The sequence below is a fragment of the uncultured Lactobacillus sp. genome (assembly GCF_947367125.1).
Taxonomy (GTDB): domain Bacteria; phylum Bacillota; class Bacilli; order Lactobacillales; family Lactobacillaceae; genus Lactobacillus.
Genome location: NZ_CANBCQ010000042.1, coordinates 1 through 21,577, shown reverse-complemented (window position 1 = coordinate 21,577; position 21,577 = coordinate 1). Strand labels below are relative to the sequence as shown.

At 38.8% G+C, this 21,577-nt stretch carries 22 protein-coding genes and 1 pseudogene; 21 read left to right on the top strand and 2 right to left on the bottom strand.

What is annotated here, in order from left to right; translation table 11 throughout:
* Nucleotides 1-393: 393 nt before the first annotated feature.
* Nucleotides 394-624 (top strand): annotated as a pseudogene (locus tag Q0Y84_RS10595) (MFS transporter); the annotation flags it as partial.
* A 232-nt stretch (nucleotides 625-856) separates the two neighbouring features.
* Here Q0Y84_RS10595 and Q0Y84_RS10590 read toward each other — a convergent pair.
* A complete protein-coding gene (locus Q0Y84_RS10590) occupies nucleotides 857-2,269 on the bottom strand; it encodes a C69 family dipeptidase (protein ID WP_297953411.1) in 1,413 nt (470 codons plus the stop codon).
* A gap of 106 nt (nucleotides 2,270-2,375) precedes the next feature.
* On the opposite strand from Q0Y84_RS10590, the gene Q0Y84_RS10585 reads away from it, so the two are divergent.
* From Q0Y84_RS10585 to Q0Y84_RS10560, 6 genes are all read left to right on the top strand, one after another.
* A complete protein-coding gene (locus Q0Y84_RS10585) occupies nucleotides 2,376-2,618 on the top strand; it encodes a hypothetical protein (RefSeq protein ID WP_297953409.1) in 243 nt (80 codons plus the stop codon).
* A gap of 126 nt (nucleotides 2,619-2,744) precedes the next feature.
* Nucleotides 2,745-3,368 (top strand): TetR/AcrR family transcriptional regulator, encoded by a 624-nt coding sequence (locus tag Q0Y84_RS10580; RefSeq protein ID WP_297953407.1) that lies wholly within the window; start codon nucleotides 2,745-2,747, stop codon nucleotides 3,366-3,368.
* A gap of 152 nt (nucleotides 3,369-3,520) precedes the next feature.
* Nucleotides 3,521-4,060, top strand: a complete 540-nt coding sequence (locus Q0Y84_RS10575; RefSeq protein ID WP_297953405.1) for an NAD(P)H-dependent oxidoreductase — start codon at nucleotides 3,521-3,523, stop codon at nucleotides 4,058-4,060.
* A 13-nt stretch (nucleotides 4,061-4,073) separates the two neighbouring features.
* Nucleotides 4,074-4,622, top strand: a complete 549-nt coding sequence (locus Q0Y84_RS10570; RefSeq protein WP_297953403.1) for an NADPH-dependent FMN reductase — start codon at nucleotides 4,074-4,076, stop codon at nucleotides 4,620-4,622.
* 93 nt (nucleotides 4,623-4,715) lie between these two features.
* Complete coding sequence (locus tag Q0Y84_RS10565) at nucleotides 4,716-5,507, top strand: tyrosine-protein phosphatase (RefSeq protein ID WP_297953401.1); 792 nt, start codon at nucleotides 4,716-4,718, stop codon at nucleotides 5,505-5,507.
* 2 nt (nucleotides 5,508-5,509) lie between these two features.
* Complete coding sequence (locus Q0Y84_RS10560; protein WP_297953399.1) at nucleotides 5,510-6,439, top strand: FAD:protein FMN transferase; 930 nt, start codon at nucleotides 5,510-5,512, stop codon at nucleotides 6,437-6,439.
* Nucleotides 6,440-6,673: 234 nt separating this feature from the next.
* Here Q0Y84_RS10560 and Q0Y84_RS10555 read toward each other — a convergent pair whose 3' ends face one another.
* Nucleotides 6,674-7,210, bottom strand: a complete 537-nt coding sequence (locus tag Q0Y84_RS10555) for a CvpA family protein (RefSeq protein WP_297953397.1) — start codon at nucleotides 7,208-7,210, stop codon at nucleotides 6,674-6,676.
* Nucleotides 7,211-7,371: 161 nt separating this feature from the next.
* Here Q0Y84_RS10555 and rsmG point away from each other — a divergent pair, with 161 nt between their 5' ends.
* The 14 genes from rsmG (at nucleotide 7,372) to Q0Y84_RS10485 (ending at nucleotide 21,425) form a co-directional block, all read left to right on the top strand.
* The gene (gene rsmG / locus Q0Y84_RS10550) at nucleotides 7,372-8,094 is read left to right on the top strand and encodes a 16S rRNA (guanine(527)-N(7))-methyltransferase RsmG (protein WP_297953395.1); all 723 of its coding nucleotides are present in this window, start codon (nucleotides 7,372-7,374) and stop codon (nucleotides 8,092-8,094) included.
* Nucleotides 8,095-8,111: 17 nt separating this feature from the next.
* Nucleotides 8,112-8,948, top strand: coding sequence for a nucleoid occlusion protein (gene noc / locus Q0Y84_RS10545; protein WP_297953393.1), 837 nt, complete (start codon nucleotides 8,112-8,114; stop codon nucleotides 8,946-8,948).
* Between the two features lie 17 nt (nucleotides 8,949-8,965).
* On the top strand, nucleotides 8,966-9,745 hold the full coding sequence (locus Q0Y84_RS10540) for an AAA family ATPase (RefSeq protein WP_297953391.1): 780 nt from the start codon (nucleotides 8,966-8,968) through the stop codon (nucleotides 9,743-9,745).
* A complete protein-coding gene (locus Q0Y84_RS10535; RefSeq protein WP_297953389.1) occupies nucleotides 9,723-10,610 on the top strand; it encodes a ParB/RepB/Spo0J family partition protein in 888 nt (295 codons plus the stop codon). Before Q0Y84_RS10540 ends, Q0Y84_RS10535 begins: the two co-directional genes overlap by 23 nt.
* Nucleotides 10,603-10,866, top strand: a complete 264-nt coding sequence (locus Q0Y84_RS10530; RefSeq protein ID WP_297953387.1) for a DUF951 domain-containing protein — start codon at nucleotides 10,603-10,605, stop codon at nucleotides 10,864-10,866. The genes Q0Y84_RS10535 and Q0Y84_RS10530 overlap by 8 nt, the downstream gene beginning before the upstream one ends.
* 53 nt (nucleotides 10,867-10,919) lie before the next feature.
* Nucleotides 10,920-12,020, top strand: a complete 1,101-nt coding sequence (gene ychF, locus Q0Y84_RS10525) for a redox-regulated ATPase YchF (protein WP_297953385.1) — start codon at nucleotides 10,920-10,922, stop codon at nucleotides 12,018-12,020.
* Between the two features lie 8 nt (nucleotides 12,021-12,028).
* Nucleotides 12,029-12,814: a DUF1129 family protein gene (locus Q0Y84_RS10520; protein WP_297953383.1), complete on the top strand. Its 786-nt coding sequence runs from the start codon at nucleotides 12,029-12,031 to the stop codon at nucleotides 12,812-12,814.
* A gap of 146 nt (nucleotides 12,815-12,960) precedes the next feature.
* Nucleotides 12,961-14,685, top strand: a complete 1,725-nt coding sequence (locus Q0Y84_RS10515) for an ABC transporter ATP-binding protein (protein WP_297953381.1) — start codon at nucleotides 12,961-12,963, stop codon at nucleotides 14,683-14,685.
* Between the two features lie 9 nt (nucleotides 14,686-14,694).
* Nucleotides 14,695-16,560, top strand: a complete 1,866-nt coding sequence (locus tag Q0Y84_RS10510; protein ID WP_297953379.1) for an ABC transporter ATP-binding protein — start codon at nucleotides 14,695-14,697, stop codon at nucleotides 16,558-16,560.
* A gap of 63 nt (nucleotides 16,561-16,623) precedes the next feature.
* Nucleotides 16,624-16,956 (top strand): hypothetical protein, encoded by a 333-nt coding sequence (locus tag Q0Y84_RS10505; RefSeq protein WP_297953377.1) that lies wholly within the window; start codon nucleotides 16,624-16,626, stop codon nucleotides 16,954-16,956.
* A 245-nt stretch (nucleotides 16,957-17,201) separates the two neighbouring features.
* On the top strand, nucleotides 17,202-17,888 hold the full coding sequence (locus Q0Y84_RS10500; protein WP_297953375.1) for a response regulator transcription factor: 687 nt from the start codon (nucleotides 17,202-17,204) through the stop codon (nucleotides 17,886-17,888).
* Nucleotide 17,889: 1 nt separating this feature from the next.
* Nucleotides 17,890-19,044 carry a HAMP domain-containing sensor histidine kinase gene (locus Q0Y84_RS10495; RefSeq protein WP_297953373.1) on the top strand — a complete coding sequence of 385 codons (1,155 nt, stop codon included), beginning with the start codon at nucleotides 17,890-17,892 and terminating at the stop codon, nucleotides 19,042-19,044.
* Nucleotides 19,045-19,094: 50 nt separating this feature from the next.
* The gene (locus Q0Y84_RS10490; RefSeq protein ID WP_297953371.1) at nucleotides 19,095-20,666 is read left to right on the top strand and encodes a UDP-N-acetylmuramoyl-L-alanyl-D-glutamate--2,6-diaminopimelate ligase; all 1,572 of its coding nucleotides are present in this window, start codon (nucleotides 19,095-19,097) and stop codon (nucleotides 20,664-20,666) included.
* Between the two features lie 9 nt (nucleotides 20,667-20,675).
* Entirely contained in the window at nucleotides 20,676-21,425 is a 750-nt protein-coding gene (locus Q0Y84_RS10485) for an amino acid racemase (protein WP_297953369.1), read from the top strand.
* Nucleotides 21,426-21,577 lie beyond the last annotated feature (152 nt).

The window sequence follows — 21,577 nt, the reverse complement described above, 5'->3', positions numbered from 1 at the left end:
CTACTTTGATTAAATAAATAATTAAAAAATCAATTTACGAGAAAGATCTATTTACACAAAAGATTTGACAGTTTCAAATTTAGTATTTGTATTCATAAGTTAACGGTTGATGAAATCTATCACAAGGCTTATAAAGACACAAATAAAAATGCAGAATTAGGTCATCGAAGATCTAGAAAATAGAACTAATAATGCAGTCTCTGTGTAATTAAGCGGTTTTAAATGTGTTACGGAATAGGCTTATTTGTTGTGCCCTACGCATGAATAAATTACTAAACCATGCTATAATCAAAAAAATAGCAACGAAGTAATTAGAGTATTCAAGCGTACTCAAAAAGCCTTACCATCGCAACTGGTAAGGCTTCTTTTTTCACTGGGGGCAACTACCCAGCTGAACATAAAATTTTAGCATCAACCATGGGCTTGTTAAATACTTGTGCCATGGCTTCAGCTCCAGTAATGACTACTATTTTTACGACAATTTCTGGTATGGGTGATGTATGTTATGCTTTAATTGTTTTGTTAGCAGTAGAAGCAACTGTCTTGTTTGTAGCTGTACGAATGGGCATTAAAGTTAAGAAAACTGAAAAAGGAGTTAATTCTACTGTAGCAGTGAATGATTAACTGTAAGAAAGTGTTTAACTTCATATAAAAAGGCTCCAATTTGGAGCCTTTTTATATTTTATTGCTTGCTTCTATCCTTGTATCGCTAAAATAGTTATTTAGTCGTCAACTACCCTAGACTTCAGTCTAGGGTAGTTGACCCAAAACAAAAACCTCCAAAATTGAACTTTTATGTTCAACTTTGGGGGTTAACTTCACCTAGCTCTAAATTAGAGCTAGGTATTTTCATGAATTATAAGTTAGGATCCATCTTGAAGCGCAAAGGTGAAGCAGCGGTTTGCTTAGTAATTAACTTGGCAGATAATTCTCTGAAGATATCGATAGCTGCCTTAGCCATTTTTTCATTGGCTTCATTGACTAAGTCAGTCTTCTTGGCTGGATCAGTTTCTTTAGCTAATTTTTGATCATATTCATAACGCAGACGTGTAGTCTTCTCACGTGCTGCACTTTGTGCATTGGCTAGATCTGTACCGTATGTACTCCAGTCGCGATCAGCTAACGTGCTAGCTAGCTTAAATACCCAATAAGCAGAGTTGCTGCTGTAAGTTTCCTTACCATACTTGTACATAGTAGGAACTTTAGTTCCTTGTGGATAAAATGGCACATAAACGCTTTGTGCGACAACCCCCATAGCTAACCAGTGAGTCATATCCTCGCCATTTAATTCAAGTAAGTGTGATTCTTGCGTTGTGGCTACGGAGATTGGTCTAAATGTTGCATTGTTTTTATTCTTAGGATTGGTTAAATCATAAGGTGTATTTTGGTAGTGATTACTCAAAACTGCTTGGGCATCTTGAATTGCGATTGGCTTATCTGGTTTTCTGATGAAAGGTAAGTCAAAGGATTGCGGATCTTGTTCAACAGATGGCGTTAATAATTTTTGACCAATCCAAACGCGAGGCGTATTGTAGTGCAAGTCGCTATCGTCATGTGTACCAAAGATTTCTCGCCAGTTAAAGACAACGTCTTTTGGCCATAATTTATTATTATAAACAAATTCCTTTAGATTTTTTGAATACATAAAATCATTACCATCAAAGACAACAGCTTGAATGGCTAATTGGTTGGCAACAACTGCATAAGAATCATCTGGTATTCTTTGGGCAACCCATTGGTGACCTGAGCCGATTTCCATATACCAAGCCTCATCGGGATCACTAAAGAGAATGCCGTCTGCTTCAGCGGCACCGTGTTTTGCAACAATGTCACCTAAACGCTGAACACCTTCACGCGCCGTTTTGACATATGGTAAAACGACTGTTACCATGGCTTCTTCTAGAATGCCTTTTTCAGTGTCAAAGGGATCAACTGCCATGACCCGGTCATTAGCATAGGCACTTTCGGTTGCACTCATCGCCACATGATGTTCATTAATGCCATCTTCTTCAAACACACCGTATTTGTCAGTCCATTCTGGAGTGGAAGAATAAGCATAACGGGTAGCAGGTAAGTCCATTTCAAATTTGTTATCTTTTGATTTAAAATGATTATCCTGCACGTTATCTTGGTGCGGGTTAAAAGCCAAGTGCTTTGGCCAAGCAGTTTTTGCATCTTCATTACGACCAATAATGACGCTGCCGGAAAGAGATGCCTGCTTTCCGATTAAGATTGAGGTGCATGATGAGCGCCCAACTGAATTTTCCATAAAAACACGCTTTCTAATTTTTTAGGTTTTGTAATATAATTATAATAGAAATTTTTAAGATTTATATTATATTTGTTTTAGGACAAAAAAAGAGGTTGCAATAAAAATGAGTAGCAAACCAGAAAATAAAAAAATCGAATTAACAACAGATTATGAGGATCATTCGATTAATATGAAATTCTCTGATAATCTGACCGATGACCGTGAACGTGGTTATATTTTATCTGCTGCATTCTTTTCATTTTGTGCTGCACAAGGCTTGGATAAACAAGCAGTTATTGAAATAGTGTCATCACATTATGATCAATTTACAGGAGACAACGGCTCATCGCTATTTAAGCGATTATAATATTTTTTAATAAGTTAGTGTATAAGACTTGAAATTGTTATTTTTTGGATATATTATAAGCATGAAGAAAAGATAACAGGTGTATTGAAAAGCACAACTTATAAATAATGATTGAGGTGCATTAAAATGGCAAGAAAAAAGGAAATTAGTAAAGACAAGATTTTAGATACAGCTTACAAGATGGCAATCAAGGATGGTATTGAAGGCTTAACTGCTCGTAGCATTGCTAAGGCAGGTCACTTTTCAACCCAGCCTTTGTATCTAGAATTTGACAACATGAACGATCTTCGTAATCAAGTTTTGAGAAGAATCTCTGATGATTTAAGAGCTCACATTTTACAACAAAAGTTTGTTGGCGAGCCTTTAATTGACTTAGATTTATCATACATTGATTTTGCTCAAACTCATGTTAACTTATTTAGAGCAATGTTTGTTGATGGCAAATTTGGTAGCAAAATTATTGCTGATACTTTGATGGAATTAGGAACTGAGAAGTTCAAGGAACAATATCCTGAAGTTGATTACGATGACGAAAAGATTCGTGACATTGTAGTTGCTAACTGGATTTCTACTACAGGGATGGCTGCTTTGGTTGTTAATGAAATCGCAAGTTTCACTCAAAACCAAATCGTCAATGTTTTGAACGCTCAAATCCACGATGCTATGCTTAACGATCGTCTTAGCGAAACTCAAGAAAGTCCAATGTTTGCTGCCGACGACGAAGCTTCGCTTAAGGATAACTTGGCATAGAGATTTCACCAATCATTTGTGCTTTTCATCAGAGAAAGACGTCTTCACTATGAAGGCGTTTTTTTCTTTGTTGTTATAAAAAACAAATTGGCTTAAATTAGGTGACATTAGTTTATAATGATACTTAAGAGGATTTTCGAAAGGTGGTTTTTATGAAGGTATTAGCTTTATCGGGTTCAAACGCCGATAACTCATTTAACGAAAAATTACTTAAAGTCATTATCAAAAATTTGAATAATAAGTATGACTTTGAATTGGCCACAGTTAAAGGTTTGCCAATGTATAAAGAAGGCGTTGATGCACCTGCTAGTGTATTGGCCTTAGGCAAACAAGTTGCAGATGCGGACATGGTTTTAATTGCTTCACCAGAACAACAACACTCAGTTTCAAGTGCCTTAAAGAGCGCACTTGAATGGCTTTCTAGTTCTGTACACCCATTTCATGGTAAGCCAGTTGTGATTGTATCAACTTCACCAATGCCTCAAGGTGCTTCCCGTTCTCAAAGTCGCTTAAAGAGTATTTTAGGTGCACCAGGTTTCAGCGCTCACGTTTTTGCTGGTGATGAATTCATGATGGGTTCAGCTCCAAAGCAATTTGACGAGAAGGGCGACTTGGTTGATGCCGGTACAGTTAAGTTTTTGAATCACTTCTTTGATGAAGTTGATGATTGGTATGCACAACTTACTAAGTAGGGGGCTTATTTAAATGAAAATTTTAGCAGTTGTTGGTACAAACGCTCCATTTTCTTTCAATCGTTTTTTAGCAAAATTTATTGCTAAGCGCTACGCAGATCAAGCTGATATTGAAGTTAAAGAAATTGATCAACTTAAGCCTTTCTGCAGGACTGATGAGCCTGATGAGGTTACTAAGAAGTGGATCGAAGATGTTAAGAATGCTGATGGAATCATTTTGGCAACACCAGAATATGATCACGCAATTCCAGCCGCATTAAAGAGTGCGCTTGAATGGTTGGGTTCACATGCTGGTCCTAATGTCATGAAGATGAAGCCAGCTGCAGTTGTTGGTACTTCATATGGTATTCAAGGCTCAAGTCGTGCTCAAGAAGATGCACGTGAAATTTTGCTTTCACCAGATATGAGTGCAATTGTTTTGCCAGGTAATGAAATCTTAATCGGTGGTGCTGCAAGCAGTTTTGATAAAGAAACTGGTGCTTTAACTAATGAAGCTTACATCAAACAATTAGACGCAATGATGGCTAACTTTATTAAATTTATTGAACAAGCAAATAAATAATTTTTGCGTGACTTGCTACGTGATAGTAAAATTACCGGATAGGGACACTATCCGGTTTTTTTATCAAAACTACTAAATAAAGAGATGAATTAAATGAAACCAAACATTTTACCACTAGAAAAAGTTTGTAATCCGCGTGACTTAGGCGGATATGTTGGCGCTGATGGCCGCAAAGTGAAAATGCGGCGCTTATTGAGAACAGGTAAAATTAGCAGGATTACTGACCATGATCGCGAATTTTTGCACAATTATGGTTTAACTAAAATTATTGACTTACGTTCGCCAGCTGAATGTGATCACTGCCCTGACAGCAAGCTTGAGGGTGTAGAGCACTACAATATTCCAATTTCGGTTGATGATAATACTAAAGGCGGTAAAAAGGATTTAACCAAAGTTTTTGCAACTTATCGTCAGGACCAGTATGCTGGCTTTAGCATGATGTGCGAGCGTTATAAGTCCCATGTTTTAAAAGAACATGCTCAACATAGCTTGCATGAAATTTTAGAGTTGTTAGCTAATACTGAAAAAGGCGCTGTCTTGTACCACTGCTCAGAAGGTAAAGATCGTACGGGCTTAGTGACCGTAGTTATTCTTTATTTACTTGGCGTAGACATGGAAACGATCAGACAAGACTATCTGTACTCAAATTACATGCTTAATAATTATCGCGCTAGAAGAGACCAGCAAATGCAAGCAGAAGGCGAGAACCTTTGCTTCCGGGCAAACATGCGGATTTTGGGTTCAGTTTCTGATGCGTTTTTGGATACAGCCTTAATTGCAATTGAGCAAAACTTTGGTGGACTTGATAATTATTTGCAAGAAAAAATTGGTGTAACGCCAGACTTACGTGAAGCGTTGCGCGATTTATATTTGGAAGAGAAGTAATTATGATTAAAGATTTAGCATTAGAGCAAGTTGTTGGTAACCATCATGCTCTAGGAACTTCAATTACACTGCAAATTTTTGGCACTCAAGATCGAAGCTTGTTACAGAAATCATTTGATTTGATTGATCATTATGAGGATATCTTTACCGTTAATCGGGATGAATCTGAAGTGATGGATATTAACCACGCTGCTGGCGATCATCCGGTTCAGGTTTCTAGCGCGGTATATGGCTTAGTTAAGTTGGCCGTTGAAAAAAGCCGCGAGAATTTTGGCTTTAATGCACTGATCGGGCCAGTAGTTAAATTGTGGCATATTGGCTTTAAAGGGGCTCATGTTCCTAAAGATGAAGAAATTCAGGATAAGATGCTATTAACAGATCCGTTCAAAGTGGTTTTAGACGATAGTAATCAATCTGTTTTTCTTAAAATGAAGGGCATGGAACTCGACTTAGGCGGAATTGCCAAGGGCTGGATTGCTGATCGAATTCGTGATTTGTGGCGCGCTTATGGCGTTGAAGCGGGGATTATCAATTTAGGCGGCAATATTTTATTAGTTGGTGATTCGCCAAAAAGAATTAGCGGTCAATGGTCGATTGGCGTGCAAGACCCAAAAGAGCCGCGGGGCGACAATATTACTTCAGTGATGGTGCCTGAATGTTCAGCCGTTACGAGCGGCACTTATGAACGCTATTTGATTGTTAATGGGAAAAAATATCATCATTTAATTGATCCTAGAACTGGTTATCCAGTAAAAACTGACTTAGCCGGAGTCACCACTTTTACTAGAACTTCAGTTGAAGCCGAGATTGAATGCAAACGATTATTCTTTGCTGGTAAATCGGTAAAAGGCTGGCATGATGACCCCGACCGAATTGGTGCGATCTTTGTTTATAACGATGAGCATATTGAATATGATAATTTCGATAATTAGCTAGATATGCTATATAGATAAAGAATAAGGGCCCCGAAGGACCCAATCAGCCCGCTTTAAGAGCGGTGACAAAGAGTTATATTTTACGATTAACGCTACTCAATGACCTGTCAAAGTTATAAAATTGAGCGGCGTTTTTTATTTTTTGTGGTGGTCGATATAAGTCAGCAAAGCCAACAAAAAACAGTATTTGCAAAACACTGCGAAACACTGTTTTTATTTCCATATCTATTTTTATCCAACCGTCTTACCGATATTGAAGATATTATTGAAGACCCCGTTAGAAAGACCTGGCGTGTTGTAAATAATGAACCGCAAGAAGCTTGAATCAATCGTTTGCTGCATAAACCAAGGATTTTGCAAAGCATTAAACATTGATAAGACCACATAAACCACGAAGTAACTAGCGATTAAGGAGACCAAAGCTCCTAAGACATTATCGAGAATACTGCCTAAGTTAGTTGCATGCGGATTTTTAGCCGGAATCCAGGTCTTGACGATCTTCATGATCATTTTACCAACAAAGAAAATAATGAAGAAGGCAACAAAGCGGGCGATCATTAATTCAACGTTGGTCGTCGAATTGCTGCGAATCATTTCGCCGGTGAATTGCGTATAAAGCCAATTACCAAATGGATTTTGCATAAAAATAGCTACCATGAAGACAATGGCTGAACAAATTAAACCAATGATATAGCGAGTAAAGCCCGTTTTATAACCCAAATATGTTTTATATGCTAAGTAAGCTAAAACAATTAAAGTAACAATCATATTTTTAACTCCTTTGCGCCTTATTATACCCTATTTTACAAGCGGCAAAACTTTGACGATTAGCTGAAAATACTTCATAATTGAAAGGATGAAATATCTTTACTAATCAATGCAGTTTACGTTAAATTTAGAAGTGTGAAACACGGTTTCACGGGTGAAAAATGAATCCTGAAAAATTTATTTTAGAACTATCAAAACATAATTTTAAATTAACTGATCAACAAATAGAACAATTTAAAATATATTTTAATTATTTGATTGAAGTTAACGAGCATGTCAACTTAACTCGCATCACTGAAGAAAACGAAGTCTATCTCAAGCACTTTTTTGACAGTCTTACGCCATTATTTACCTTTGGCGATGTCTTTAAGGATGGGGCGACGCTTTGTGATGTTGGTGCTGGTGCAGGATTTCCTTCAATTCCGCTAAAGATTTTAAAGCCAGGATTGAAGGTTACTATTGTTGATTCTTTGGCTAAGCGTTTAACCTTTTTACAGAATTTAATTGATAAATTAGGTCTTAAGGATGTAGAGCTAGTTCATGGCCGTGCTGAAGATGTTGGGCAAAATAAGCTTTACCGCGAAAAGTTTGACCTAGTTACTGCACGAGCAGTGGCCAGAATGAGTGTGCTCAGTGAATATTGCTTGCCTTTAGTAAAAAAAGGTGGCTATTTTGTTGCACTTAAAGGGCCAAAGGCTGAAGATGAATTAGATGATAGTAAAAAAGCACTTGAAGTGCTCGGCGGCAAGTTAATTAAGGAAGAGGAATTGACTTTGCCTGAAAGTGAAGAAGAACGAACTTTAGTCTTAATTCAAAAAGTTAAACCGACGCCAAAGAAGTATCCACGTCAAGCAGGTACCCCACGGCGCAAACCGATTCATTAAGCAGAAAGGGGCATAATATGTCATTATTTTCTTTTATGCATCGCGATGATGAAACTCCTAAGCATAAGCAAATTCAAGATCTTGAGTTGAGCAAGATCGTTCCTAACCGTTATCAACCACGGCGCGAATTTTCTGATGATTCAATCAAGGAATTAGCCGCAACGCTTGATAAAGATGGTTTGCTTCAGCCAATTGTCGTTCGCGAAGCTGGCGAAGAGGGACAATATGAGATTATTGCTGGAGAGCGGCGTTTTCGTGCAGCTAAAAGCTTAGGCTGGGAGACCATTCCGGCAATTGTCAATAATATGAGTGATGAGCAAGCGGCTTCTTTGGCTGTAATTGAGAACTTGCAGCGTGAAGATTTGAATCCAATTGATGAAGCCAAAGCTTATACTAATTTAATGAAATTAAATGATTTGACTCAGACAGCTTTAGCTAAGGACATGGGCAAGTCGCAGTCATATGTGGCTAATAAATTGCGCTTGTTAAAGCTGGATGATCAAGTGCAACAGGCTTTAATTGATGGTAAAATTACCGCGCGTCATGGTCGAGCTTTGCTTAATTTGAACAGTGCAGATCAAGACCGTGTTTTGGCCGAAATTGAAGCTAAGGGCTTAAACGTTAAGCAGACTGAAGAAATTGTGCAGGATGTTGATGCCTACTTTAACCCTGAATCTAAGAAGGCTAAGGAAACTAAACGTGTAGTCAACCGCATGCCAAAAGATTTAAAGGTGCAAATTAACACCATTAAAAAGGCGGTTAAACTGGCTAAGGATTCTGGTATTAAAGTTAAAGTTACTGAAAATAAAGATCCAGATGATTATAAGATTACAATTGAATTGAAAAGGAAGTAATAGGAAGGATGAACAATATGGTAAATGTAATTTCGGTTGCTAACCAAAAAGGTGGCGTAGGTAAAACTACGACTACTATTAACCTAGCAGCCTCAATTGCCGACCGTGGTTATCGCGTTTTAATTGTGGACATCGATCCACAAGGTAACGCCACCTCTGGTTTAGGAATTGAAAAATCAGAGATTGACCAGGACATTTACAATGTTTTGATTGATGAAATTCCTATTCAAGATACGATTCACCATACTTCAACTGCTAAGTTGGATATGGTTCCAGCCACAATTAACTTATCTGGTGCTGAAACGGAATTAATTTCAATGATGGCGCGGGAAACACGTTTGAAGTCAGCTTTGGATGCAATCAGTGACCAATACGACTTCGTTTTTATTGATTGTCCACCATCACTAGGACAATTGTCGATCAATGCTTTTACAGCATCTGATTCAATTTTGATTCCCGTTCAGAGTGAATATTATGCGATGGAAGGTCTTAGTCAACTTTTGAATACCATTCGCTTGGTCCAAAAGCACTTTAATAAAGATTTGGGCGTTGAAGGCGTGTTATTGACAATGCTGGATGCCAGAACTAATTTGGGTGCTGAAGTGGTCAAAGAAGTTCAATCTTACTTTAGTAAAAAAGTTTATAAGACCATCATCCCTCGGATTACTAAGTTGGCTGAAGCTCCAAGTTATGGGCAACCAATTACAGAATATGCACCAAAATCACGTGGTGCCAAGGTATATGATGATTTAGCAAAAGAGGTGTTAAAAGCTCATGGCAAGAGACTCAAGAAGTAAAGAGCCTAGAAAAAAAGGCGGCTTAGGTCGTGGTATTGAGGCTTTATTTGAAGATGAACCACAAGTTGAGGAAGCAGAAGAAGTCCAAGAACTTGACTTAGGCGACATTCGTCCTAACCCTTATCAACCAAGAAAAAAATTTGATGATAAGAGCTTAAAGGAATTGTCCGATTCAATTAAAGAAAACGGCGTTTTTCAACCAATTATCGTTCGCAAATCGGTTAACGGCTATGAAATTATTGCTGGTGAACGTCGTTATCGTGCTTCAAAATTAGCAAAGAAAAAGACAATTCCGGCAATCGTCCGTCAATTTGATGAAAGTCAAATGATGGAAGTCGCTGTCTTGGAAAACTTGCAGCGTGAAGATTTAACGCCACTTGAAGAAGCACAAGCTTATGAAATGTTGCAGAAGAACTTAGGCTTAACGCAAGAAGAAGTCTCTAAGCGGATGGGCAAATCCCGTCCTTATATTGCCAACTACTTGCGTTTATTGACCTTGCCAAGCAAGACTAAGCGTTTATTACAACACGGCGAATTATCAATGGGTCAAGCTAGAACTTTGCTTGGTCTGAAGGATAAAAGCAAGATCGATGCCTTGGCTAAACGAGTAGTCAAGGAAGGGATGCCGGTGCGCAAGGTTGAAGCAGTAGTTAGCGAATTGAACGCTAAAAAACCGCGCAGCAAAAAGATCGTCAAAAAATCGGCCTTCATCCGGGCTAGTGAAAGCCAACTGGCTAATAAGTTTGGCTCTAGCGTCAATATTTCAGAAACGCAAAAAGGCAAGGGTCATTTGTCAATTGATTTTGCTTCAACTGATGAGTTGAACCGCATTCTTGATTTGTTAGGTGTTGATTTAGATGGCTAAAGAAATTGCTTATAATTTGGCTGATACAGTACAGATGAAAAAGCCCCATGCTTGTCAAACTAATGATTGGGAAATCTTGCGCATGGGTGCTGATATCAAATTAAAGTGCATGGGCTGCGGACATATGGTGATGATGCCGCGCAGCGAGTTTAACCGGAAATTAAAAAAGGTCTTAACTAAGGCAAATGATCCGGTCAATGCAAAAAAAGAGCAATATGTGCCAAAAGATCGTATCGCTCGGCCAAATTTTGGATAAAATAGACAAGTAAGTAAAAATAAAAATTTGATTTTAGAAAAAGAGGACAACAAATGTCATTAACTGCTGGTATCGTTGGTTTACCAAACGTTGGTAAGTCAACTTTGTTTAACGCGATTACTAAGGCTGGGGCTGAAATGGCTAACTATCCATTTGCTACCATTGAACCAAATGTCGGAATGGTTGAAGTTCCTGATAAGCGTTTGGCAAGAATTCAAGAATTAATTCCTGCTAAGAAGATCGTTCACACTACCTTTGAATTTACTGATATCGCTGGTTTGGTCAAAGGTGCTTCCAAGGGTGAAGGTCTTGGTAACAAGTTCTTGGAAAATATTCGTCAAACTGATGCCATCGTTCACGTTGTTCGTGCCTTTGATGATGACAACATTACCTCAGTTACTGGTAAGGTTGATCCAGAAGAAGATATTAATACGATTAACTTGGAACTTGCCATCGCTGACCTTGATGCAGTTAACCGCCGAATCAACAAGGTAAAGAAGGTTGCTCAACAAGGTGACAAGGAAGCCAAGGCTGAAATGGCTGTTTTGAGCAAGTTGCAACCAGTACTTGAAGAAGGTAATGCTGCTCGTTCAATCGATTTTAATGAAGATGAACAAAAGATTGTTAAGGGCTTGTTCTTGTTAACTTCAAAGCCAGTTATCTACGTTGCTAACATCGCTGAAGACTCAATGGCTGATCCAGAAAGCGACAAGTACTACCAAATCGTCAAAAAGCATGCCGAAAGCGAAGGCGCAGAATGCTTGGGTATTTCTGCCGCAACTGAAGAAGAAATCGCTGGCATGGCTGACGATGAAAAGAAGGAATTTCTTGAAATGGAAGGCGTAGAAGAATCAGGCTTGGATCGTTTGATTCGTGCTGCTTACCATATCTTAGGTCTTAGAACCTTCTTCACTGCTGGTGGTCCTGAAACCCGTGCTTGGACTTTCCACGAAGGGATGAAGGCACCACAAGTTGCTGGTGTTATTCACTCAGACTTTGAGCGTGGTTTCATTCGTGCCGAAGTTGTTTCATGTGATGACTTAGACAAGCTTGAAACGATGCAAAAGGTTAAGGAAGCTGGTAAGTTGCGTCTTGAAGGTAAGGATTACGAAGTTCAAGACGGTGACATTATTGAATTTAGATTTAACGTCTAGGAGTAAGAATGGCTGAAGAGACAAAGAAAGAACAAGATCAAACCAAAATTAACACTGAAAAGCAGGCCAAGTTAAAGAAACAAGCTGAAATTGATACTCAAGATGAAGAAATTAAGCAAGAAGATCCAAAAGTTTTGCGAGAAAAATTGAGTAACAAGAATAGCGACTATGTTTTCCGCTTAGAAAAAGAATTGCAAAAGCAAGGTTCAATCTCTCGAGCTGAGGCAGTTGAAATGACTGATAGTTTGCTTAGCGAAATCATTATTGCTCAACGTCATGGTCAACCAGCTAACGGTCTTTATTTGGCTTCACCAGCAATTAAGGCTGAACAAATGCTTCATCCTAAGAAAAAGCCTATTGCCACACCAACTTGGCAATTAATGGTCGATGGTGCATTGCTTTACTTAGCAATTTTTGTTGGTTTATGTGGTATCCTTGCATTATTCCAAACTAAGAACCAACCGTATAATTCACAAATGGGGATTCTGACAATTGCCAGTGTAGGTATTTTAATGGGAATCTTCATGGTTAAATACAATGATTGGCTAATGCCTCAGCAAGGTAAACGTCCTTCATTGATTAAGCTGATCTTAAGAATGTTGGCTATAGCAGTTGTTTTGTTTGTCTGGATGTGGATTTTGCAAATCCCAGCATTGCGCGTAATCAACCCAGTTTTACCAGCAGTAGCCGACATCGTTATCGCGGCGGCTGCCTATGGTGTACGTTATTTATTCAGAAAGCACTACAATATTGTTGGTTCCGCATTTGCACCAAGGCCACAACAACATAAATAATTTACCTGTTTTGCAAGCATGTTAATTGAATTTCCGTAAAAATAAGCACATACTTAAACTTAATATAGATAAAAAAGATAAATGGAGATGGTCCATTTATCTTTTTATTTGCGAGATTGAATAAAAGAATAGAAGGGTGGGTTTCTATGATCAAAACATTGAGCAAATCAATTAGGCAATATAAAAAATTGTCTTTGCTCTCACCAATGTTTGTTATTGGTGAAGTTATCATTGAAATGCTGATTCCATATTTGGTCGGAATTTTGATTGATAACGGAATTATGAAGGGGAATATGTCCTATATTAGTAAAATGGGACTATTACTATTAGTGTTAACCATTGTTTCACTAATCTTAGGCGCTAGTGCAAGTTATGTTTCAGCTCACGCGGCTGCTGGTTTTGCCGCAAACTTGCGCCAAGACATGTTCTACCATATGCAGGACTATTCTTTTGAAAATATTGATCACTTTTCAAGTGCCAGTTTAGTTACACGTTTGACTACTGACGTTAACAACGTGCAAATGGCATATCAAATGATCATCAGAATTGCTGTTAGAGCACCAATGATGTTCATCGTTTCAATTATTATGTCAATTATTATTAGTCCGCGTTTATCATTAATCTTTGCAGTTTTAGGACCGGTTTTTGCAATTGCTTTGGGTTTGATTATTAAAACCGCTTACCCATACTTTCCTAAGATTTTTAGAGGGTATGACCGAATGAACCAGGTTGTGCGTGAAAATGTACGTGGTATTCGTGAAGTTAAGACCTATGTCCAAGAACAACCGCAGATTAAAGAATTCAAGAAGTCATCAGGCTTTATTTACAAGTTGTTTGCGACTGCACAAAAGATTATGTCTTTGAATGCATTAGTAGTTGCTGCTGTGTTGAACATTTCAACGTTAGCAATCTGCTGGTTCGGTGCAAAAGAAGTGGTAGGCGGTAGTTTACAAACCGGTCAATTAATTTCAATGTTTACTTATTCAAACTCAGTTTTGTTTAGTTTAAACATTTTAGCTATGATTACTACGCAATTGGTTATCTCAGGTGCCAGTGGTCGTCGTATTGCTTCAGTAATTACGGAAGAACCAACGATTGAAGATCCTAAGAAGCCATTGACGCGTTTGACTAATGGTGAAATTATCTTTGATCATGTTAACTTCAAGTACGAACCCGCAGACAAGACCGATGCTTTGAAAGACATCAATTTGCACATTAAGCCGGGTGAAACGATTGGGATTATTGGTGAAACGGGTTCATCAAAATCTACTTTGGTTTCAATGATTCCACGTTTGTACGACGTAACTTCCGGTGCGGTACGTGTTGCCGGACATAACGTTAAGTCATATGACTTGAAGACCTTGCGTGATAACGTTGCGATGGTTTTACAAAAGAATGTGCTGTTCACAGGAACGATTAAGGATAACCTCAAGTGGGGTAACGAAAATGCGACCGATGAACAAGTCGTTGCTGCTGCAAAAATTGCCCATGCTGATGGCTTTATTCGTGAAATGCCAGATGGTTATGACACGATAGTTGAACAAGGTGGTAACAACGTTTCTGGTGGTCAAAAGCAAAGAATTACGATTGCCAGAGCCTTGCTTAAGAATCCAAAGATCTTGATCTTAGATGACTCAACTTCAGCTGTTGATACCAGTACTGAACGTCAAATTAGAACGTCTTTGGCTAAAGATATGCCAGAAACTACTAAGATTATCATTTCGCAAAGAATTGTTTCAATTAAGGATGCTGACCGGATTATCGTTATGGATCGCGGTCAAATCCAAGATATTGGTACGCACGATGAATTGATGAAGACGAATGAGCTTTACAGTTCAATCGCTAAGTTCCAAGAAGAACAAGGAAAGTAGGTGAGCAATTTGGATCAAGCAATAGAAAAAGATAAAAATCAAACTAAGGGTAGTAGAACCAAAATTTTGCTACGCCTGCTCAAGCTAGTTAATAGTACAAGTCCATGGATGCTCATCGTTTCCATGATTACGATTGTGCTGGCCGCTGCCAGCAACGTTGTTGGTTCACTCTTCATTGAGCGGTTGATCAATAACTATATTGTGCCTTTAACTAAGGAAAAAGTTCCCAATTATGGCCCCTTAGCAACGGCAATTGCCGTAATGTTTGGGATCTATGCTATTGGCTTTTTATCCAATTACCTCTTTAACATGTTAATGGGTGTTTTGGCACAAAAGGTCCAATACCGTGTTCGTAACGAAATGTTTACCCACATGGAAAGCTTGCCAATTTCATACTTTGACCAAAATGAATTTGGCGATATTATGTCGCGTTATACTAACGATATTGATACCTTGATGCAGATGATTTCACAGTCAATTCCACAGTTTACTAACTCAGCTTTGAGTTTGTTATTCGTGGTTGTCGCTATGTTCTCACTTAGTTGGCAATTGACAGTCTTCTCCTTCATTATCTTTGCCTTATCATTTGGAATTGTGCGTTACTTAACGGTTAGATCAAGTCACTTCTTCCAAGTTCAACAGAAGAAGCTGGGTCAAATCAACGGTTATAACGAAGAAATGCTTAATGGTTTGAAGGTTATCAAAGTCTTCAGCCATGAACCACAATCCAAGGAAGGCTTTGACAAGTATAACGAAGAATTGCGTCAAGCTTCAGGCAATGCTAACACTTACGCTACAATTTTGTTCCCGATCATGGGTAACATGGGTAACTTGCTCTACGTTTTGATCGCCTTTGTTGGTGGTGCTGCCGCAATTAATAGTTGGGCTCCACTTTCACTTGGTGCTATTGGCTCATTCTTGCAATTGTCTAAGCAATTCAGTATGCCAATTGCTCAAATTTCACAGCAATTGAACTCCATCGTAATGGCCTTAGCTGGTGCAGAAAGAATTTTCAATTTGGAAGATCAAAAGTCAGAAGCCGACCAAGGTACAGTTACTCTTTCTAAGGAAAATGATGAAGTTGGCAGTAAGTGGTACTGGAATGTACCACAAAAAGATGGCTCAACCAAGAAGGTTCAAGTTCGTGGTCACATTATTTTTGATCATGTTAACTTCAGCTATGTTCCTGGTCACCAAATTTTGCATGATATTTCAATTAATGCCAAGCCGGGGATGAAGGTAGCCTTAGTTGGTGAAACTGGTGCCGGTAAGACGACCATTTCTAACATGCTTAACCGTTTCTACGATATTGATTCCGGAACGATTACTTATGACGGTATTCCAATTAAAGACATTAAGAAGGATGATTTGAGAAGATCACTTTCCATTGTTTTGCAGGAAACTCACCTCTTCACTGGCACGATTATGGACAATATCCGCTTTGGTAATCCTGAAGCAAGTGATGACGATGTTTACCAAGCAGCTAAGTTGTCACACGCTGATGAATTTATTCATGACCTTGATCACGGCTATGAAACTGTGATTGATGGTGACGGCGGCGACCTTTCACAAGGGCAAATGCAGCTGTTGTCAATTGCGCGGGCTATGATTGCCGATGAGCCAGTAATGATTCTTGATGAAGCTACCTCAAGTATTGATACTCGAACTGAAAAGATGGTTCAAGCCGGGATGGACAACTTGCTTACTGGTAGAACTAGTTTTGTTATTGCTCACCGTCTGTCAACGATTGTTAACTCAGACTTAATCTTGGTCCTTGATCATGGTCATATTATTGAACATGGTAACCATGATGAATTAATTAAGCAAAAGGGGTACTACTACGAACTCTACACTGGCAAGAAAGAAATTCAATAAGCGTTAAGCGAGGTAACTGCTACTTAATCGTGTTAGGATAAAGGCAGAAAGAAGGCCTATATTATGAAAAAGGGTAGCCTATGGCTAGTATCAATCTTATTGGTACTGCTTGGATTGATGGTCTACTGGGACCACGGTTTTAAAGACTTTGGCCGGCCAGGGATGATCTTAACTTCAGTTTTACTTGTATTAACGATTTTGATCGCATTCTTTGCGACCGTGAGCGATACTTTTAATTCTTGGATCGGCTCTTGGTGGGTTGTTCCAGATGGTATCCTGTTCGGTTTTGCCAGCATGCTTGATTATGCATCAGCTGCTAAGATTTGTTGTTTTGCTTTATTGTTTATCGTCTGCGTTTATGTGGAAACTAAATTGCATGATGACAGGGCAAAGTAAATAGAATAAAAATATTTAAAATAACCTATTCTGATTTAAAATTGGAATAGGTTATTTTTTTGATTTATAAACAAATTGGAATAAGTACCAATATATTATTAAATTAGTGTATTTTTTAGCTTTTACTTAAAAAGAGTAATGAAATCAGTATATTTTTCTAAAATGTGTAAAATATACTATATGATATCTGCTAAACTGTAGATAGAAAAACAGAGAATAATAAACAAGAAGGGGGAACATTCCTCGTGAAAATTTTAGTTGTTGATGATGACAAAGAAATCGTAGAACTATTAAGTATCTACCTTAAAAATGAAGGTTATGAACCTGTCGCAGCTTATAGCGGCAAGGAAGCAATTACAAAGTTATCGACCACGCCTGACATCGTCTTGATGATTCTGGATGTGATGATGCCAAATATGTCAGGAATTGATGTAATTAAGGAAGTTAGAAAAGATTCAGATATTCCAATTATTATCGTTTCTGCTAAAACTGGCGATATGGACAAGATTCAAGGCTTGATCACTGGGGCTGATGATTATGTTTCTAAGCCATTCAACCCACTTGAAGTAATGGCTCGGGTGCGTTCACTTTTGCGTAGAAGCCAAAAGCAAGTTAAGAATGAAAAGCCAGATGTCTTAGAAGTTGGTCCATTAGTGATTAACCGTGACTCACATGAAGTGAAGACAATCGATGGCAAGGATATTCAATTAACTGCCTTAGAATTCGGAATCTTGTACTTATTAGCTAGCCATCCTAACCGCGTTTTCTCAGCTGATGAAATCTTTGAACGGGTTTGGCAACAAGAATCAATTGTCTCTGCCAAAACAGTGATGGTCCACGTTTCCCACTTGCGAGACAAGATCCAAAAGGCCACTGGCGGCGAAGATGTCATCCAAACTGTTTGGGGCGTAGGATACAAGGTCGAGGCATAAGATGAAAAAAGAACGCGTCAAGTTAACTGGCGCCGAAAAGAGCGAATTATTTGCAGAAGGGGTTGTCACAGTTGTCCTTCTGCTTTTATTAAATCTATCAATTATTATTCTGATTCACCTGGCAATTCTGCAGGATGAAAGTTTCGTTAATGGTATCTATTTTTTGAAAAAGACGATCACCTTTGCCGGGGGTTATCATCTCTGGTCCTGGCAGAATGTCTTTATCATTTTGATGGGCGTAGGCGACTTGGTAGTTTTGTATTGGCGCTTGATTCGGCGCTATCACCAAATGCAGCTGCGTCACGTTATTTCAGAATTGCACTACATCGCTAGTGGTCACTTTGACCACCGCATCAATTTCCGGGTACGGCCAGATTTGCAGCGGGTAGTGGATTCAATTAATTCCCTAGTTGATAGTACCGTGAACTCGATCAATGAAGAGCGGGCAATTGAGCAATCGAAGGACGAATTGATTACCAACGTTTCCCATGATATCCGGACGCCGCTGACTTCAATTATCGGTTATTTAGGTTTGTTAAAAGCAGGAGTGACTTCGCCAGAAGACCAGCAAAAATATATCGATATTGCCTATACTAAGGCTGAGCAGATGAAATCGCTAGCCAATGACTTATTTGAATACACTACTTTGAAGTCAACCAATACTAAGCTGAATTTGACTGATTTGCACATTTATTCAATGCTAGAGCAAGTCGCGGCTGGCTTTGAACTAGAAGCAGAGAAGAAAGGCATCGATATTGAGATTGAAGCTCGACCAAAGGATTTGACGATCAAGGCTGATGCAGAAAAATTGGTACGAGTTTACAATAACTTAATTTCTAACGCCTTTAAGTATGGGACCGGCGCAACCAAGATTAAATTGGTGGCCAATTTAGTTAACAAGCGAGAAGTAGAATTGCGGGTGGAAAATAATGGTGCTCCAATTCCGAAGCAATCGCTGAAGAAAATTTTTGAGCGTTTTTACCGGGTGGAAGCTTCGCGTAATACCAAAACTGGTGGAACTGGTCTAGGATTGTCAATTACCAAGGGCGTAGTTGACTTGCACCATGGTACGATTCGCTGTGAATCAAACGAAAAGTGGACTAGTTTTATTATTCGCTTGCCACTTGATCCGAAGAAAGCGTCACCAACACACTAGCTGTGTTATAATTTTGACTGAAATGTTTTAATACAACGAGGAGAAATTTGATGAGTATTTCCTTAAATACCTGTATATTAATTTTAAAAGAGCATCACTTGCTCAAGTCAAGCGCAGTGCAAGATACAGTAGCTACCAAGATGGACTACGTTTCTTACGATTCACGCGATATTCAAACTAACACATTATTTTTCTGTAAGGGTGCGGGCTTCAGACCAACTTATTTGTCAATGGCTAAAGACAATGGAGCCAATTGTTACGTTGCTGAACAGCCTTACCCAGAAGGAAAAGGGATGCACGCTTTAATTGTGCGTGATGTTTCGAAGGCGATGGCACTTCTTTCAGCAGCCTTCTTCCGTTTCCCACAAGATGATTTGTATGTCGTAGCTTTCACTGGTACTAAGGGAAAGACTACCTCAGCTTACTTTTTGAAGGGGATGCTTGACCAAGCAAATGGCGGTAAGACTGCTTTGATCTCATCAGTTAATGATGTTGTTGGTCCTAAGCCAGAGGATAGCTTCAAGTCAAGTTTGACCACGCCAGAAAGCTTGGACTTGTTCCGTGACATGAGAACTGCCGTTGATAACGGGATGACTCACTTAGTTATGGAAGTTTCCAGTCAAGCTTACAAGAAAAACCGGGTCTTTGGTTTGACTTATGATTTGGGCTTCTTCTTGAATATTAGTCCGGACCATATCGGTCCAAATGAGCACCCTAACTTTGCGGATTACTTACACTGCAAATTGCAATTATTGGTAAATTCACGCAAGTGTATCATTAATGCAGAAACTGCTCATTTCAATGAAGTTTATGCGGCAGCAACAACAACTACTAACCCGGATAGCATTTACCTATTTGCTAGAGAAGATTTTGAAAATCCTGATCTTAAGGTGCCAATTGACTTTAGATTTGCTTCTCAAGAATTGGATATGAAGGAAACTCGCTTCAAGTTATTCTGCGCTAGTGACAAGGCACGCAAGTTGCCAATCAATGGCGATTATACTTTGAAGATGTTGGGTGACTTTAACGAATCAAACGGTACTGCCGCAATTATTGGTGCTGGTCTTGCTGGCCTTAACCATGAAGAATGTGCTAAGGGCATTCGCAATGTAACTATTCCGGGCCGGATGCAAACTGAAAGAACTAAGAATCACGGGATGGTTGTAGTTGACTACGCTCATAACAAGGCTTCAATGATGGCTTTGATGAGCTTCATGAGCGAGGAATTTAACGATCCAAAGATCATCGTCGTTGTTGGTGCACCTGGCGACAAGGGTGTTTCTCGCCGTCCTGGCTTCAGTGAAAGCTTGACTGCTTATGCCGACAAGGCATTCTTAACTACTGATGATCCTGGTTTTGAAGATCCTAAGAGCATTGCAGAAGAAATTGATTCAGGTATCGATCACTCTAAGTGTGATGTCACAATTGAATTAGATCGTGAAAAGGCAATTCATGATGCAATTGCTATGTCAACTCCTGATGACGTGGTCTTGATCTGTGGTAAGGGTGCAGATGCATTCCAAAAGATTCGCGGAATTAACACGCCATACCCATCAGATATCGTAGTTGCTCAACGAGTAATTAATGAATTAGAAGGCCAAGATGAACACTTTAGAAAGTAGAAGACGCAGATGAAGCATTTCTTTAGCATTATTGGTGGAATGGGGACCATTGCCACTGAAAGTTATGTTCGTTTAATTAATCACCGGGTTAAGATTGCTAAAGATCAGGATTACTTGAATTACATCTTAGTTAATGATGCTCAAGTTCCAGATAGAACGGCTTATATTAAAGACCATTCAAAACCAAACTTCTTTTATGATTTAAGAGATGATGTTGAAGGTCAGGATAAGTTAGGGACAGACTTCTTAGTTATGCCATGTAACACGGCTCATTATTTTTATGATGATTTGGCTGCACTTACTGATAAGCCATTTTTGCATATGATGCGAATCGCGGTGCATAACTTCGTGGATAATTATCCTGATGAAAAAAAGATCGGCCTGATTGCTACGGAAGGTTCAATCTATGACCATTTGTATGCCGATGAAATTAAAAAGGTTGGCAGAACAGTTGAACTTGGCGGTCCTGAAATTCAGCCGATGGTCAATGAATTGATTTATTCAGATATTAAAGAAAAAGGCGTTGTTGATCACGACTTGTATCATAAGATCTTGAAGACAATGCATGATAAGTATGATTGTAACGTCATTTTGCTGGGATGCACCGAATTATCCTTAGCGCAAGAAAAGGCGCCAGATCATCCTTATAACGTAATTGATCCGCAATCAATTATTGCTGACGTGTCAATTGAGCTTGCACTTAAGATTCGTCAAGGGATGGATCCAAAAGAGGCTTGTGAAAAATACTTATACAAATAAAAGACTAAAATTAAAAAAAGTGGCTCTTTGTCAAATCCTGTTGATAAAGAGTAAGGAGTTAGAACTAAGCAATTATGAAGTGAGACCTAAAAGTGAGACACTTTTAGGTCTTTTACTATGTCTAAATTTAATAAAGAACAAAAAATAGAAAT